The sequence below is a fragment of the Pseudomonas sp. AL10 genome (assembly GCF_029960685.1).
Taxonomy (GTDB): Bacteria; Pseudomonadota; Gammaproteobacteria; order Pseudomonadales; family Pseudomonadaceae; genus Aquipseudomonas; species Aquipseudomonas lactis.
In genome coordinates this window covers 157,062-171,963 of record NZ_JASBQZ010000002.1, presented here as the reverse complement: position 1 = coordinate 171,963, position 14,902 = coordinate 157,062, and the positions used below count along the sequence as shown (strand labels likewise).

The 14,902-nt window shown below is 61.5% G+C and carries 13 protein-coding genes; 11 read left to right on the top strand and 2 right to left on the bottom strand.

Annotation, left to right across the window (positions count from 1 at the left end; genetic code table 11):
• Positions 1–28 precede the first annotated feature (28 nt).
• Positions 29–1,990 carry a choline transporter BetT gene (gene betT, locus QK296_RS03355; protein ID WP_169856569.1) on the bottom strand — a complete coding sequence of 654 codons (1,962 nt, stop codon included), beginning with the start codon at positions 1,988–1,990 and terminating at the stop codon, positions 29–31.
• A 398-nt stretch (positions 1,991–2,388) separates the two neighbouring features.
• The gene (gene epsC, locus QK296_RS03350) at positions 2,389–3,315 is read right to left on the bottom strand and encodes a serine O-acetyltransferase EpsC (protein WP_003187650.1); all 927 of its coding nucleotides are present in this window, start codon (positions 3,313–3,315) and stop codon (positions 2,389–2,391) included.
• Positions 3,316–3,481: 166 nt separating this feature from the next.
• On the opposite strand from epsC, the gene QK296_RS03345 reads away from it, so the two are divergent.
• The 11 genes from QK296_RS03345 (at position 3,482) to QK296_RS03295 (ending at position 14,839) form a co-directional block, all read left to right on the top strand.
• A complete protein-coding gene (locus QK296_RS03345) occupies positions 3,482–4,477 on the top strand; it encodes a D-cysteine desulfhydrase (RefSeq protein ID WP_003187648.1) in 996 nt (331 codons plus the stop codon).
• 272 nt (positions 4,478–4,749) lie between these two features.
• On the top strand, positions 4,750–5,544 hold the full coding sequence (gene tcyJ, locus QK296_RS03340; RefSeq protein ID WP_014716462.1) for a cystine ABC transporter substrate-binding protein: 795 nt from the start codon (positions 4,750–4,752) through the stop codon (positions 5,542–5,544).
• Positions 5,544–6,209 (top strand): cystine ABC transporter permease, encoded by a 666-nt coding sequence (gene tcyL / locus QK296_RS03335; protein WP_003187646.1) that lies wholly within the window; start codon positions 5,544–5,546, stop codon positions 6,207–6,209. The genes tcyJ and tcyL overlap by 1 nt, the downstream gene beginning before the upstream one ends.
• Before the next feature lie 3 nt (positions 6,210–6,212).
• Positions 6,213–6,959, top strand: a complete 747-nt coding sequence (gene tcyN / locus QK296_RS03330) for an L-cystine ABC transporter ATP-binding protein TcyN (protein ID WP_192002168.1) — start codon at positions 6,213–6,215, stop codon at positions 6,957–6,959.
• Positions 6,960–7,330: 371 nt separating this feature from the next.
• A complete protein-coding gene (locus QK296_RS03325; protein ID WP_282390600.1) occupies positions 7,331–8,122 on the top strand; it encodes a hypothetical protein in 792 nt (263 codons plus the stop codon).
• 183 nt (positions 8,123–8,305) lie between these two features.
• The gene (locus QK296_RS03320; protein ID WP_282390599.1) at positions 8,306–9,547 is read left to right on the top strand and encodes an SfnB family sulfur acquisition oxidoreductase; all 1,242 of its coding nucleotides are present in this window, start codon (positions 8,306–8,308) and stop codon (positions 9,545–9,547) included.
• 40 nt (positions 9,548–9,587) lie between these two features.
• Positions 9,588–10,781 (top strand): SfnB family sulfur acquisition oxidoreductase, encoded by a 1,194-nt coding sequence (locus QK296_RS03315; RefSeq protein ID WP_003187639.1) that lies wholly within the window; start codon positions 9,588–9,590, stop codon positions 10,779–10,781.
• The gene (locus QK296_RS03310) at positions 10,781–12,139 is read left to right on the top strand and encodes an LLM class flavin-dependent oxidoreductase (protein WP_282390598.1); all 1,359 of its coding nucleotides are present in this window, start codon (positions 10,781–10,783) and stop codon (positions 12,137–12,139) included. The genes QK296_RS03315 and QK296_RS03310 overlap by 1 nt, the downstream gene beginning before the upstream one ends.
• A gap of 138 nt (positions 12,140–12,277) precedes the next feature.
• The gene (locus tag QK296_RS03305) at positions 12,278–13,093 is read left to right on the top strand and encodes a MetQ/NlpA family ABC transporter substrate-binding protein (RefSeq protein WP_212613723.1); all 816 of its coding nucleotides are present in this window, start codon (positions 12,278–12,280) and stop codon (positions 13,091–13,093) included.
• Complete coding sequence (locus tag QK296_RS03300) at positions 13,090–14,205, top strand: ATP-binding cassette domain-containing protein (RefSeq protein ID WP_282390597.1); 1,116 nt, start codon at positions 13,090–13,092, stop codon at positions 14,203–14,205. The genes QK296_RS03305 and QK296_RS03300 overlap by 4 nt, the downstream gene beginning before the upstream one ends.
• Positions 14,195–14,839, top strand: coding sequence for a methionine ABC transporter permease (locus QK296_RS03295; protein WP_003187635.1), 645 nt, complete (start codon positions 14,195–14,197; stop codon positions 14,837–14,839). The genes QK296_RS03300 and QK296_RS03295 overlap by 11 nt, the downstream gene beginning before the upstream one ends.
• Positions 14,840–14,902 lie beyond the last annotated feature (63 nt).

Sequence of the window (14,902 nt, the reverse complement as noted above, 5' to 3'; positions counted from 1 at the left end):
AGCAAAGACCTACTTGAGAGGAACGCTATCAGCGCACCATGTGCAAGAACTGCAGATGGCGCTCGTACTGGTCGAGGATGTCATTGATGATCTGCTCCTTGGTGTAGCCCACCAGGTCATAGTCCTGGCTGCCCTCACTCAAGTGCACTTCGGCCCGATAGTAGCGGCGGTTGTTGATCTCTTTCTTGCCAATGCCGCCCAAGGCGAACGACGGTGTGAAGTAGCCACGCATCTGCACCTGGTAGATGAACGGGCGTTCTTCGCCATGGCCAATTTCGAGGCTGACGCTGTCGTTGGACGGGTCGGGCTGGGTCACCACCGTAAGGCCCTTCTCGACAAACACTGCGGTCACTTCCTCAATCGCCGGGCGCACCGTGGTGTCGAGGAAACGGTACACCTCATCGCGGGATGGAAAATGCACCGCCTGGCTCAAACGCTGGCGCCAGCCACCTCGGCCTTTGCGCGAAGCGGAGATCGGCGCCAGGGAATGCAACTGCGCAATCTGCTTTTGCGACTCCAGGTAGAACGCCTTGTGCAACCCCCACATCATCAGCAGCAGGATCAGCGAGAACGGCAGCGAGGTCAGTACCACCGCCGACTTAAGCGAGTCGATACTGCCGGCGAACAGCAACGCACTGGTGACCAAGGCGGTCATCGCGCCCCAGAACACACGCAGCCACTTCGGCCCGTCTTCGTCAGCGTTGCCGCCTTTGGACGACAGGGTGGAGAGCACCACAGTGCCGGAGTCCGCTGAGGTCACGAAGAACACAAAGCTGATGAACACCGTGACCGCGATCACGGTCTTGCTCCACGGGTAGGTTTCCAGCAGCAGGTAGAGGCTCATCGATGGGTCATCGATCGCCGACTGGCCCAGTGCTGCCATGCCATGGTTGAGCACCTGGTCGATGGCGCTATTACCGAAGATCGACATCCACGCCAGGGTGAAGCCCAGTGGAATCAGCAGCACGCCAAACACGAATTCGCGGATGGTACGACCACGGGAAATGCGCGCGATAAACAGGCCCACGAACGGCGACCATGCGATCCACCAGGCCCAGTAGAACACCGTCCAACCGCCCAGCCAGTCGCTCGGCTCGTTGTAGGCGTACACATCAAAACTTTTGGTGGGCAACGCGCCCAGATAGTCACCGATGTTCTGGATCAAGGTGTTGAGCAGGTGCTGGGTAGGCCCGGCGAACAACACGAACAGCAGCAGCGCACAGGCCAGCAGCATGTTGATGTCGGACATCACCCGCACGCCTTTGTCGACGCCGGCCACGGCCACGATGATCGCCGCGCCCATCATCAGGGTGATCAGGCCCACCTGGATCCACTGGGTATGGGCAATGCCAAACAGGTAGTCCAGGCCAGAGTTGAGGTGCAGCACGCCAAAGCCCATGTCGGCACCCAGGCCGAACACCGTGGCAATGATGCCAAAGCCATCCACCGCGTAACCGATAGGGCCATTGATGCGCTTGCCGATCAGCGGGTACAGCGCCGAGCGCAACGCCAGCGGCAGGTTATGCCGGTAAGCGAAATACGCCAGGGCCATGCCGACAAACGCGAACACGCCCCAGCCATGCAGGCCCCAATGCAGGAACAACACCTGCATGGCCTGGCGCGCCGCATCGGCGTTCATTGCTTCGCCCTGGGGCGGCTGCACCAAGTGCGTCAGCGGCTCCGAGACGCAAAAGAAAAACAGCGTGATGCTGATCCCGGCGGCGAACAACATGCCGGCCCAGGACAGGTAACTGAATTCGGGCTCGTCGTGGTCGGCACCGAGTTTTATCTTGCCGTAGCCCGATAGCGCGGTGACCACCACGAAGACCAGATACAGGGTCATCGCCAGCATGTAGTACCAGCCGACCGTGTTGGCCGCCCAGTTTTGCGCCGCCAGCAACCAGGCACCGGCCTGTTGCGGGATAGCGATGACAGTGATGCCAAACAGCAGGATGACGGTCGCGGCAAAGTAGAAAACGGGCGCATTCATGCGCACCATGCCGCTGGAAGGGGTGGACGATGCACTCATGAACGATGCACCTCAAGGTTGCGGGATATGGCTGTAAAAAACGGACTCAGCAAAGGTAAGCCTCCTGTTGTGAGCGGGCAGCGAACCACCGGTTTAACTTGAACGAACGTTCAAGTTAAACATGAATAGGCGGTCTGGGACTAATCTCGGGGCTGAGTGGTAGGTGTTTCCTACACTAGCTCAGGGATTGGTATGACGGATGAAGGAGGCAAATCGTTCAGCGACCCCACGTTGAAATACATTCTAAATGTGGGAGCTGGCTTGCCTGCGATAGCGGTGGGTCAGCCGCCCTTCCTTTGACTGATACACCGCTATCGCAGGCAAGCCAGCTCCCACACTGATGGGTGTCTACTCAGGTATTACTTCTGCGCCCCATCATCATGCTGCAAGTTCGCCTGAGTGATATTCGCCCCGGCCGGCACGCTGCGGGTCAGCCACACATTGCCGCCAATGGTCGAACCCTGGCCAATGGTGATCCGCCCCAGGATCGTCGCCCCGGCGTAAATCACCACATCATCTTCAACAATGGGGTGACGCGGGTGGCCTTTCTGCAATTGCCCATCTTCATCCGCCGGAAAGCGTTTGGCCCCCAGTGTCACGGCCTGGTAGATGCGCACGCGCTCGCCGATGATCGCCGTCTCGCCAATCACCACGCCCGTGCCGTGGTCGATAAAGAAACTCGGGCCGATTTGCGCGCCGGGGTGGATATCAATGCCGGTGGCCGAGTGGGCGATTTCTGCACTGATCCGCGCCAGCAGCGGCAGGCCGGCGCGGTACAGGTGGTGGGCCAGGCGATGGTGGATCACCGCCAGGATGCCCGGGTAGCACAGCAGCACTTCATCCACACTGCGTGCGGCCGGGTCGCCGTGGTAGGCGGCCAGTACGTCGGTGTCCAACAGGCTGCGTAGGGATGGCAACGCCAGGGCAAAATCCTGGATCAGGCGAATGGCCTGGGCGTTGACTTCACTGTCATCCTCACCGCCCTGGCGCGCGGCATAGCGCAGCTCCAGGCGCGCCTGGGCTAGCAAGGCGTTGAGCGCGACGTCGAGGGTATGGCCCACGTAGAAGTCTTCGCTTTCTTCGCGCAGGTCCGCCGGGCCCAGGCGCATCGGAAACAGTGCACCGCACAACGCCTCAAGTATCTGCGCCACCGCCTCGCGGGACGGCAACTCGCGACCACCATGCTCGCCACTCAAGCGCCCATTGCGCGTTCGCCACTGGTCGCGGGCGCCGCGCAGCTGGCTGACGATGGTCTGCAATTGCCAATGACTGGAACGCTCACTCACGGTATTCACTCCTGACGAAATGGCCATCACTTTACGGTATGCACCCAGGCAGCTCTTAAGAACCAATGGTGTGAGCATAAGAACCTTTCGGCATAAGCGATTGACGGTTGCCCGATGAAAAGTGCCTGCCTATAGTCCCCCCATCACTCAGCCACCGTGCGTAACCATGATCAAACAACAGCTCGCCCGTTTTGACCGCCTGGAACTACTGGGCAATGCCACCGCCCTGGAAAAACTCGAGCGGCTGTCGGCCTGGCTGGGCAGGGACATCTACGTCAAACGCGATGACACCACGCCGCTGGCCATGGGCGGCAACAAGCTGCGCAAACTCGAATACCTGGCCGCCGACGCGCTTGCCCAGGGCGCCGACACCTTGGTCACCGCTGGCGCGATCCAGTCCAACCATGTGCGCCAGACCGCCGCGCTCGCCGCCAAGCTCGGCCTGGGCTGTGTTGCCCTGCTGGAAAACCCTACCGGCACCGACGACCCCAACTACCTTGGCAACGGCAATCGCCTGCTGCTGGAGCTGTTCGACGCCAAAGTGGAACTGGTGGAAAACCTCGACAACGTCGACGACCAACTCAACGCCCTCGCCGACCGCCTGCGCAGCAACGGCAAGAAGCCGTACCTGGTGCCTATCGGCGGCTCCAATGCCCTCGGCGCGTTGGGTTACGTGCGCGCCGGGCTGGAGTTGGCCGCGCAGATTGAAGACAGCGGCATCCAATTCGCCGCGGTTGTGCTTGCCTCTGGCAGCGCCGGCACCCACAGCGGCCTGGCCCTGGCCTTGAGCGAAGCATTGCCGCAGTTGCCGGTGATCGGCATCACGGTGTCGCGCACCGAGCAAGCGCAATTACCCAAAGTGCAGGGCCTGGCCGAACGCACCGCCGAGTTGCTCGGTGTGGCTATTCCCGAAGCCTTTAAGGTGACCCTGTGGGACGAGTATTTCGGGCCGCGTTATGGCGAGCCAAACGCTGGCACCCTCTCGGCGATCAAACTTTTGGCCAGCCAGGAAGGTCTGTTGCTGGACCCGGTGTATACCGGCAAGGCCATGGCCGGTTTGCTCGACGGCATCGGGCGCCAGCGCTTTGAAGAGGGGCCGATTATTTTCCTGCACACCGGTGGGGCGCCGGCGTTGTTTGCTTATGACTCAGTTTTCAACTGATTGAATACGGTCGATGTGGGAGCTGGCTTGCCTGCGATTGCGGTGGGTCAGCCAGAAACTTGGCACTGACACACTGCAATCGCAGGCAAGCCAGCTCCCACACAAGCCGTACATATTTCCAAAAAGAATATGAAATTCTATTTTTATTATTTTCAAGACTTAAAAACCCGTCTTATCATCGCGCCGAAGGCGAAGACGCGCTTCGCACTTTAGGGCAGGATACGACTACCGCGTCACCTGCTTCGCTCACCATAAAAACACAGGGGCTCTCCATGACTATTTCTGCATTTCGTCGCACGCTGTTGGTTGGCACTTTGGGCCTGGCGCTTGGCGCTGGCTGGCTGGGCCAGGCGGTTGCCGGCGAGCAGTTGAACACTATCAAGAAGGCCGGCGAGATCAAGATCGGCCTGGAAGGCACCTACCCTCCGTTCAGCTTCGTCGATGAAAGCGGCAAGCTCAGCGGTTTTGAAGTGGAACTGTCCGAGGCGCTGGCCAAGGAGCTGGGCGTGAAGGTCAAGCTGCAAGCCACGCCATGGGACGGCATCCTCGCCGCGCTGGAATCCAAGCGCCTGGACGCTGTGGTCAACCAGGTAACCATCTCCGAAGAGCGCAAGAAAAAATACGATTTTTCCAAGCCTTACACCGTGTCCGGCATCCAGGCGCTGGTGCTGAAAAAGAACGTCGACTCGATCAAGAAAGCCGACGACCTGGCCGGCAAGAAAGTCGGTGTGGGCCTGGGCACCAACTACGAACAATGGCTCAAGGACAACCAGCCTAAAGCTATTATCAAGACCTACAACGACGACCCAACCAAGTTCCAAGACCTGCGTATCGGCCGCATCGACGCCATCCTGATCGACCGCCTGGCCGCCCTGGAATACGCCAAGAAAGCCCCCGACACCGCCGCTGCCGGCGACGCCTTCTCCCGTCAGGAATCCGGTATCGCCCTGCGCAAAGGCGAGCCTGAATTGCTCGACGCGGTGAACAAGGCTCTGGACAAACTGCGCGCCGACGGCACCTTGAAGACGCTGTCCGAGAAGTACTTCAACGCTGACGTCACGCAATAATGGAAGCAGGTTTCCAACTCGCGCTGGACTCCGCGCCCTTTCTGCTCAAGGGCGCGTATTACACGGTAATCCTCAGTCTGGGCGGGATGTTTTTCGGCCTGCTGCTGGGCTTCGGCCTGGCCTTGATGCGCCTGTCGCGCTTCAAGCTCTTGAGCTGGACGGCCCGGGTCTACGTGTCGTTCTTTCGCGGCACGCCGTTGCTGGTGCAGCTGTTCCTGATCTACTACGGCTTGCCGCAAGTGGGCATCGAGCTGGACCCGATCCCGGCCGCCATGATCGGCTTTTCGCTGAACATGGCCGCCTATGCCTGTGAAATCCTGCGGGCCGCCATCGCCTCCATCGAGCGTGGCCAGTGGGAAGCCGCTGCCAGTATCGGTATGACCCGAGCGCAAACGTTGCGCCGGGCCATCCTGCCCCAGGCGATGCGCACGGCGTTGCCACCTTTGGGCAACAGCTTTATTTCGCTGGTCAAGGACACGGCGCTGGCCGCCACCATCCAGGTGCCCGAGCTGTTCCGCCAGGCCCAACTGGTGTCGGCACGTACCTTCGAAATCTTCACCATGTATCTGTCCGCGGCCCTGATCTACTGGATCCTGGCGAGCATCCTGGCGCATCTGCAAAATCGTCTGGAAGACCGGGTCAACCGGCATGACCTGGAGTCTTGAAGCATGATCGTGGTTGAAAAACTGACCAAACAATTCAATGGTCAGGTGGTGCTCAACGGCATCGACCTTGAGGTCAAGGAAGGCGAAGTGGTCGCCATCATCGGCCCCAGCGGTTCGGGCAAGACCACCTTCCTGCGCTGCCTGAACTTCCTCGAAGAGCCCACCAGCGGCCGTATCAAGGTGGGTGACATCGAGATCGACAGCAGCAGGCCGCTCAACCAGCAACAGGGCCTGGTGCGGCGTCTGCGTCAGCATGTGGGCTTCGTGTTCCAGAACTTCAACCTGTTCCCCCACCGTACCGCGCTGGAAAACGTCATCGAAGGCCCCATCGTGGTCAAGAAGATGCCACGGGAAGCGGCGGCCGAACTGGGGCGCACGCTGTTGGCCAGGGTCGGCCTGGCGGGCAAGGAAGCGTCTTACCCGAGGCGGCTGTCCGGCGGCCAGCAACAGCGTGTGGCGATTGCCCGCGCATTGGCCATGGAGCCGGAGGTGATCCTGTTCGACGAACCCACCTCGGCCCTCGACCCGGAACTGGTGGGCGAAGTTTTGGCGACCATTCGTAGCCTGGCCGAAGAAAACCGCACCATGGTTATCGTCACTCACGAGATGAGCTTTGCCCGTGATGTGGCCAACCGGGTGATCTTTTTCGACAAGGGCGTGATCGTCGAACAGGGCGAAGCCAAGGCGCTGTTTGCCAACCCCAGGGAAGAACGTACCAAGCAATTCCTGAGCAAATTCCTCGCCCACTGACACCTCCCAATGTAGGAGCGAGCTTGCTCGCGAAGAACGTTAACGATAACGCGGTGAATCAGATTGACCGAGTTGCCTGGGCGTTCTTCGCGAGCAAGCTCGCTCCTACAAGGGGTTGCAGGTTGAGCGCGTAAAAGCCCCCGTCGTAAGCGCCTTAAAATCCCCCGCCCCGTCAGACCCTTCTGAATCTCTCCAAACCCGCCGTTAAGCCCTTTGCCTCCATTGACGCTCCCTGGCCAACCCTCTTATCTAGCGCCTTGAGGATTGGATCCCATCCCAGCTACTGACTGAATCGTGCCTTTCGAACCCCCTTGCGCCTGTGCGTCGAGGCTTCGGAACGATTGCTGCTGGCTGCATCAAGGAGATTACTTATGACACACACTCAAACCCCGGCCACGCTCCGTGCCCCAAGGCTGCCCCAGGCTATTGGAAACGGCATCAGCGCCCTGGCGTCCGCCCATTTGCAGGTCGATATCTCGCCCTATCCGAGCATGGAAGAAGGTGACCTGATTGAACTGTTCTGGAACAACTGCTTTGCTGCCTCGCGTAAGGTGACGGCTTGCAAGATCGGCACCTATACCCACCTGTGCGTACCGCAGAGCTTTGTGCAGGATGGCCCGGCACGCGTCCATTATCAGGTCTTGCAGATCGGCCATGGCCCGATGCGCTCGGCGGTGACCCTGGTGCGGGTCAAGACCAGCTACCCCGGCGGTCAGCCTTCGCCGCGCCTGAACCCGGAGGGCAGCGATGAAAACCAGAACCTGGCGCCCGTGAACCTGCCCGAGACGATCCGCCGCCATGGCGTCAACAGCAGCCAGGTAAGGCGCGGCATTCCGCTGACCATCGAGCCTTACCTGAACATGAGCACGGGCGATGCCATCACCTTGCGCTGGGGCGATGTACGCCTGGACCTGCCCCGCATACAGGCCCAGAGCGTCGGCCTGGCGGTGCAGGTGTGGGTGCCGCCCCACATCATTGTCGAAGCCGGCGACGACTGCCGATTGGAGGTCACCTACTGCATTCTCGACCGCGTGGGTAACAACTCCCGCTGGGCGCCCGCCCGTACGCTGCGCATCGCCGCCTGCACACCTACTCCCTGCCCAGCCTCGCCCGCCCCGGGCTATCAACCGCGTCGCTTCGGCTCACCCTGTGAACCGGGGTGAGCCCTTCTATGCATATTCCTAAAAGTTAGTTTATTTAAATAATTAACACGCTTAGGGTATATGCACCGGACCACCGGACATTCCTGATTTTTCTGTTTATTTCATTGAATGCGAGGTCGGTATGGTCAGAATTACCCCGGTGCACAACGCCAGGGCATTGCGTGCAGCCAAGGAGCGGCGCTGATGTCTAACTTGGCTCTAACATCCCCCCAGAGTGATCTGGACGTAGCCCCCCTGCTGTTGCCCGCCACGGTGCTGCGCAACGACGCCCAGGCGCTGAGCGCCGCCCACGAGCTGGCCCAGGCTGCGCGTGCGCAGGCCGCCCAGCGCGACCAGCAACGCAAACTGCCCTGGGCGCAGCTCGAACAATTCACCCGCAGCGGCTTGGGCAGTATTTCCATTCCCCGTGAATACGGCGGCCCCCAGGTGTCGTTTGTGACCCTGGCCGAAGTCTTCGCGATCATCAGCGCGGCCGACCCGGCACTCGGGCAGATCCCGCAGAACCATTTCGGCATCTTGCACGTATTGCAGGGCACCGCCACCGAGCGTCAGAAAAAGCAGCTGTTCCAGAGCGTGCTCGACGGCTGGCGCATCGGCAACGGCGGACCGGAACGCGGCACCAAAAATACCCTTGAGCTCAAGGCGCGCCTCACGGCCGAAGGCGACGGTTACGTGCTCAGCGGCCAGAAGTTCTACTCCACAGGCGCGCTGTTCGCTCACTGGGTGGCAATCAAGGCCCTGAACGATGACGGCAAGCAGGTCATGGCCTTTGTACGTCGCGGCAGCGAAGGGCTGCGCATCGTTGATGATTGGTCCGGCTTTGGCCAACGCACTACCGCCAGCGGCACCGTCTTGCTTGACCGCGTGGCAGTGGACCCGGAACTGGTCATCGACAACTGGCGCCTGGGCGAAAGCCCGAATATCCAGGGGGCCGTGTCGCAACTGATCCAGGCCGCCATAGACGCCGGCATCGCCCGGGGCGCCCTCGACGATGCCATCGCCTTCGTACGTGAGCGTTCGCGCCCGTGGATCGACGCCAAGGTCGAGCGAGCCAGCGACGACCTGTATGTGATCGCCGATATCGGCAAGCTGAAGATCGAACTGCACGCCGCCGAAGCCCTGCTGCGCAAGGCAGGCCAGGTGCTGGACCAGGTCAGCGCCTCGCCGATCACCGCGCAATCCGCCGCCCACGCCTCGATTGCCGTGGCCGAGGCCAAGGTGCTGACCACCGAAGTGGCGTTACAAGTCACCGAGAAGCTCTTCGAACTGGCCGGCAGCCGCGCCACCCTGGCCGAATTCAACCTTGACCGTCACTGGCGCAACGCCCGGGTGCACACCCTGCACGACCCGGTGCGCTGGAAGTACCACGCCATCGGCGCCTATCGACTCAACGGCACCTTGCCGGCTCGTCATTCCTGGATTTAACCAACCAGAACACTTTTTCCACGAGCTTCTGGAGAAACTCATGACCCTTTCTCACCCCGTCGCGGTCATCACCAGCGACGAACAAGCGCTTATTGTCGCCAGCGACCTTGCTGAAGACTTGCGCCGTGACAGCGCCCAACGCGACCGCGAACGCCGCCTGCCATTGCCCGAACTGGACGTGTTTTCCCGCTCTGGCCTGTGGGGCATCAGCGTGCCCAAGGCCTACGGCGGCGCGGGCGTGTCCAACGTCACCCTGGCCAAGGTCATCGCACTGATCGCCCAGGCCGACGGCTCGTTGGGCCAGATTCCGCAAAACCATTTCTATGCCCTCGAAGTACTGCGCGTGAACGGCAGCTCCGAACAGCAGCAACGCCTGTACGCCGAGGTATTGGCCGGCCAACGCTTTGGCAACGCCTTGGCGGAACTGGGCACCAAGACCGCCCATGACCGCATCACCAGCCTCACCCGCGACGGCGATGGTTTTCGCATCAGCGGGCGCAAGTTCTACGCCACCGGGGCGATCTATGCCCAGCGCATCCCCACCTCGGTGGTGGATGCAAACGGCGTGCAGCAACTGGCCTTCGTGCCGCGTGACAGCGCGGGCCTGACGGTGATCGACGACTGGAGCGGCTTCGGCCAGCGCACCACCGGCAGCGGTTCGGTGGTGTTCGACAACGTGTGGGTCGCGGCGCAAGACGTGGTGCCGTTCCAGAGCGCGTTCGAACGCCCGACCACCGTCGGCCCGCTGGCGCAGATTCTCCACGCAGCCATCGACACCGGCATCGCCCGCGCAGCCTTTGAGGACGCCTTGCATTTTGTGCGCACCAAGACCCGCCCGTGGATCGACGCCGGCAACGACAAAGCCACCGAAGACCCGCTGACACTCAAGAGCTTCGGCCACCTGAGCAGCCGCCTGCACGCCGCCGAAGCCTTGCTGGAGCGCGCAGGTGAATTCCTTGATCGCGCCCAGGCCGACAGCAATACCCAGACCGTCGCCGCAGCCTCCATCGCCGTCGCCGAAGTGCGCGCCTTGAGCACAGAGATTTCCCTGGCAGCCGGCAGCACCTTGTTCGAACTGGCCGGCAGCCAGGCGACCCTGGCCGAGCATGGCCTGGACCGCCACTGGCGCAATGCCCGGGTGCACACCCTGCACGACCCGGTGCGCTGGAAATACCATGCGGTCGGCAACTACTACCTCAACGATGAAAACCCGCCGCTGCGGGGGACCATCTGATGAGCAAAAAAAAGATCCTGCTCAATGCTTTCAACATGAACTGCATCGGGCACATCAATCACGGTTTGTGGGCTCATCCACGAGACAACTCGACCGAGTACAAGACCCTCGAATACTGGACTGAACTGGCGAAGATCCTGGAGCGCGGGTTGTTCGACGGTTTGTTCATCGCTGATATCGTCGGCGTGTATGACGTCTATCAGGACTCCATTGACGTGCCCCTCAAGGAGTCGATCCAGCTACCGGTCAACGACCCGCTGCTGCTGGTGTCGGCCATGGCCGCCGTCACCCAGCACCTTGGCTTCGGCCTCACCGCCAACCTCACCTACGAACCGCCGTACTTGTTCGCCCGGCGCATGTCGACGCTGGATCATCTGAGCCGCGGCCGGGTGGGTTGGAACATTGTCACCGGCTACCTCGACAGCGCCGCCAAGGCCATGGGCCTTACCGAACAGGTCGAGCATGACCGGCGCTACGACCAGGCCGATGAATACCTGCAGGTGTTGTACAAGCTCTGGGAAGGCAGCTGGGAAGACGACGCGGTGCGCAACGATCGCCAGGCGCGGGTGTATGCGCAACCGGGCAAGGTGCACAAGGTAGAGCACCACGGCGAGTTCTATCAGGTGGAGGGTTACCACCTGTGCGAGCCATCGCCGCAGCGCACGCCGGTGCTGTTCCAGGCCGGCAGTTCCGAGCGCGGCTTGCTGTTCGCAGGGCAACATGCCGAGTGCGTGTTTATCAGCGGGCAGAACAAACCCGCGACCAAGCGCCAGGTGGACAAGGTGCGCGCCAGCGCGGTGGCGGCTGGGCGCAACCCGGATGACATCAAGGTGTTCATGGGCCTCAACGTGATCGTGGGCGCCACCGAAGAGCTGGCGTGGACCAAGCACGCCGAGTACCTGAGCTACGCCAGCGCGGAAGCCGGCGTGGCGCACTTCTCGGCCTCGACCGGGATTGATTTTGCCCAGTACGCGTTGGACGAACCGATCCAGTACGTCAAAAGCAACGCGATCCAGTCGGCCACCCAGAACCTGCAGAACAACGACTGGACCCGGCGCAAATTGCTTGAACAGCACGCCTTGGGCGGGCGCTATATCACCTTGGTGGGCTCGCCTGAACAGGTGGCCGATGAGCTGGAATCCTGGATCAGCGAAACCGGGCTGGATGGTTTCAACCTGACGCGCATTGTGACGCCGGAGAGCTATGTGGATTTCATTGAGCTGGTGATACCGGAGTTACAACGGCGGGGCTCGTACAAGACCGAATATGCGCCGGGAACGCTGCGGGAAAAAGTCTTCCACGACACGGCCCGCTTACCCAAACAACACACCGGCTCTACCTACCGCCACGTTGTTTGATCGTTCCCACGCTCCGCGTGGGAATGCCTCCTGGACGCTCTGCGTTCGCTTTTGGGACGCGGAGCGTCCCTGGCTGCATTACCACGCGGAGCGTGGGAACGATCTCGCTATCTAAGACCTTATGACTGGAAAACCACTATGAAAAAGACATTCTTAAACCACCCAGTCAAAGCACTGGCCCTGGCCTTCGGCTTATTCAGCTCGGCGGTATTCGCCGCCGATGCCCCGCTGAAAGTCGGCACCACCGCCGCCTTCGCCATTCCCCTGGAAGCCGCCGTAGAAGAGGCCGGCAAGCAGGGCCTGAAGGTCGAGCTGGTGGAGTTCACCGACTGGATCGCGCCCAACGTCAGCCTCGCCGCCGGCGATATTGACGTGAACTACTTTCAGCACATTCCCTTCCTGGAAAACGCCAAGGCCGCCGCCGGGTTTGACCTGGTGCCGTACGCGCCAGGGATCATCAACAACGTCGGGCTGTACTCGAAAAAGTACAAGAGCTTCAACGAGCTGCCCGCAGGCGCCAGCGTGGCGATTGCCAACGACCCGATCAACAGCGGTCGCGGCCTGCAACTGCTGGCCAAGGCCGGGCTGATCACCCTCAAGCCGGGTGTGGGCTACAAGGCCACCGAGGAAGACATCGTCGCCAACCCGAAAAACATCAAGATCCTGCAAGTGGAAGCCGTGCAACTGGTGCGCGCCTATGACGACGCCGATCTGGTGCAGGGCTACCCGGCGTATATCCGCCTGTCCAAGACCTTCGATGCCGAGTCGGCGCTGTTGTTCGACGGCCTCGACCACCCGGAATACGTGATTCAGTTCGTCATCCAGCCCAAAAGCAAAACCGACCCACGGGTGATCAAGTTCGTCGATATCTACCAGCACTCGCCTGTAGTGCGCGCTGCCCTGGACAAGTCCCTGGGCAAGCTCTACCAGGTCGGCTGGGAAGCTAAACCATGAGTGCCGCCAACGCCCGCTTGCGTGACCTGGAGCACGCGCCCAGCCACGCCGAACAGACTGAACTGCACCCGGACTTGAACCGCGCCCATGTGCGCTTCATCAATCTGGGCAAGACCTATGACGGCACGGTGCATGCGCTGCAAGGCATTGACCTGGCGATCCAGCGTGGCGAAGTGTTCGGCATCATCGGCCGCAGCGGCGCCGGCAAGTCGTCGCTGATCCGCACCATCAACCGTCTGGAACAACCCAGCAGCGGGCGGGTGCTGATCGACCAGGTGGACATCGGCAGCTTCGATGAAGACCACCTGGTGGCGCTAAGGCGGCGCATCGGCATGATCTTCCAGCACTTCAATCTGATGTCGGCCAAGACCGTGTGGCAGAACGTCGAGTTGCCGCTCAAGGTCGCTGGCGTGCCCCAGGCACAACGCTCGCGAAAGGTGCATCAACTGCTGGAACTGGTAGGCCTGCAAGACAAACACAAAGCGTACCCGGCGCAGCTGTCCGGCGGGCAAAAGCAGCGCGTCGGCATCGCCCGCGCGCTGGTGCACGACCCCGAGATTCTGCTGTGCGACGAAGCCACCTCGGCCCTCGACCCGGAAACCACCCAGTCGATCCTCGGCCTGCTGCGCGAGATCAACCAACGCCTGGGCCTGACCATCGTGCTGATCACCCATGAGATGGCGGTGATCCGCGACATCTGCGACCGCGTGGTGGTGCTCGAACACGGGCGTATCGTCGAGCAAGGCCCGGTGTGGCAGGTGTTTGGCGATCCGCAACATGAGGTCAGCAAGACCCTGCTCGCACCGCTGCAACACGGCTTGCCGCCAGAGTTGCAAAGCCGCCTGCAACCCACGCCAGCCTCGGCCGACGCCGCACTGGTGCTGCGCCTGCTGTTCACCGGCAGCGACACCCTGGAGCCAGACCTCGCGGCGCTGTTCAGTGCCCTCGGCGGCCGCGTGCGTTTACTGCATGGGGGCGTGGAACGCATCCAGGGGCATGCCTTGGGGCAACTGCTGCTGGCAGTGAATGCATCGCCGCACAACGGCGAAGAGCTGCGCAAACGTGCGGCCAATTGGGCACAACAGGTGGAGGTGCTGGGCTATGTGGTTTGATCGTTTAGTGCAGGGCGCCATCGACACCTTGTTGATGGTGGGGGTGTCGTCGCTGATCGCGCTGCTGGTGGGCATCCCGCTGGCAGTGTTCCTAGTCACCAGTGACAAGGGCGGCATCTACCAGGCACCGGCCCTTAACCGCGTGCTGGGAGCGTTCGTGAATCTGTTCCGCTCCATTCCGTTTCTGATCCTGATGGTGGCGCTCATCCCGTTCACGCGCCTGATCGTCGGCACCACCTATGGCGTCTGGGCGGCAGTGGTACCGCTGACCATCGCCGCCACGCCGTTCTTTGCACGCATCGCTGAAGTGAGCCTGCGCGAGGTCGACCATGGCCTGATCGAAGCCGCGCAGGCCATGGGTTGCCGCCGCTGGCACATCATCTGGCATGTGCTGTTGCCAGAGGCGTTGCCCGGCATCGTCGGCGGCTTCACGATCACCCTGGTGACCATGATCAACTCATCGGCCATGGCCGGGGCGATCGGTGCCGGTGGCCTGGGCGATATTGCCTACCGCTACGGCTACCAGCGCTTCGATACGCAGATCATGCTCACGGTGATTGTGCTGCTGGTGGTGCTGGTGGCGGTGATCCAACTGAGCGGGGACCGATTGGCGCGGGTATTGAACAAGCGCTGAGTGCGCGTTCATACCTGTCAACTATGACAGTTGTTGGCCATGTTCTTTGTATATCTAATCAGA

Coding starts and splice junctions, on each gene's coding strand:
- betT (WP_169856569.1), bottom strand. CDS start 1,990: ATGAATGCGCCCGTTTTCTACTTTGCCGCGACCGTCATCCTGCTGTTT.
- QK296_RS03345 (WP_003187648.1), top strand. CDS start 3,482: ATGATCAAACAACAGCTCGCCCGTTTTGACCGCCTGGAACTACTGGGC.
- tcyJ (WP_014716462.1), top strand. CDS start 4,750: ATGACTATTTCTGCATTTCGTCGCACGCTGTTGGTTGGCACTTTGGGC.
- tcyL (WP_003187646.1), top strand. CDS start 5,544: ATGGAAGCAGGTTTCCAACTCGCGCTGGACTCCGCGCCCTTTCTGCTC.
- tcyN (WP_192002168.1), top strand. CDS start 6,213: ATGATCGTGGTTGAAAAACTGACCAAACAATTCAATGGTCAGGTGGTG.
- QK296_RS03325 (WP_282390600.1), top strand. CDS start 7,331: ATGACACACACTCAAACCCCGGCCACGCTCCGTGCCCCAAGGCTGCCC.
- QK296_RS03320 (WP_282390599.1), top strand. CDS start 8,306: ATGTCTAACTTGGCTCTAACATCCCCCCAGAGTGATCTGGACGTAGCC.
- QK296_RS03315 (WP_003187639.1), top strand. CDS start 9,588: ATGACCCTTTCTCACCCCGTCGCGGTCATCACCAGCGACGAACAAGCG.
- QK296_RS03310 (WP_282390598.1), top strand. CDS start 10,781: ATGAGCAAAAAAAAGATCCTGCTCAATGCTTTCAACATGAACTGCATC.
- QK296_RS03305 (WP_212613723.1), top strand. CDS start 12,278: ATGAAAAAGACATTCTTAAACCACCCAGTCAAAGCACTGGCCCTGGCC.
- QK296_RS03300 (WP_282390597.1), top strand. CDS start 13,090: ATGAGTGCCGCCAACGCCCGCTTGCGTGACCTGGAGCACGCGCCCAGC.
- QK296_RS03295 (WP_003187635.1), top strand. CDS start 14,195: ATGTGGTTTGATCGTTTAGTGCAGGGCGCCATCGACACCTTGTTGATG.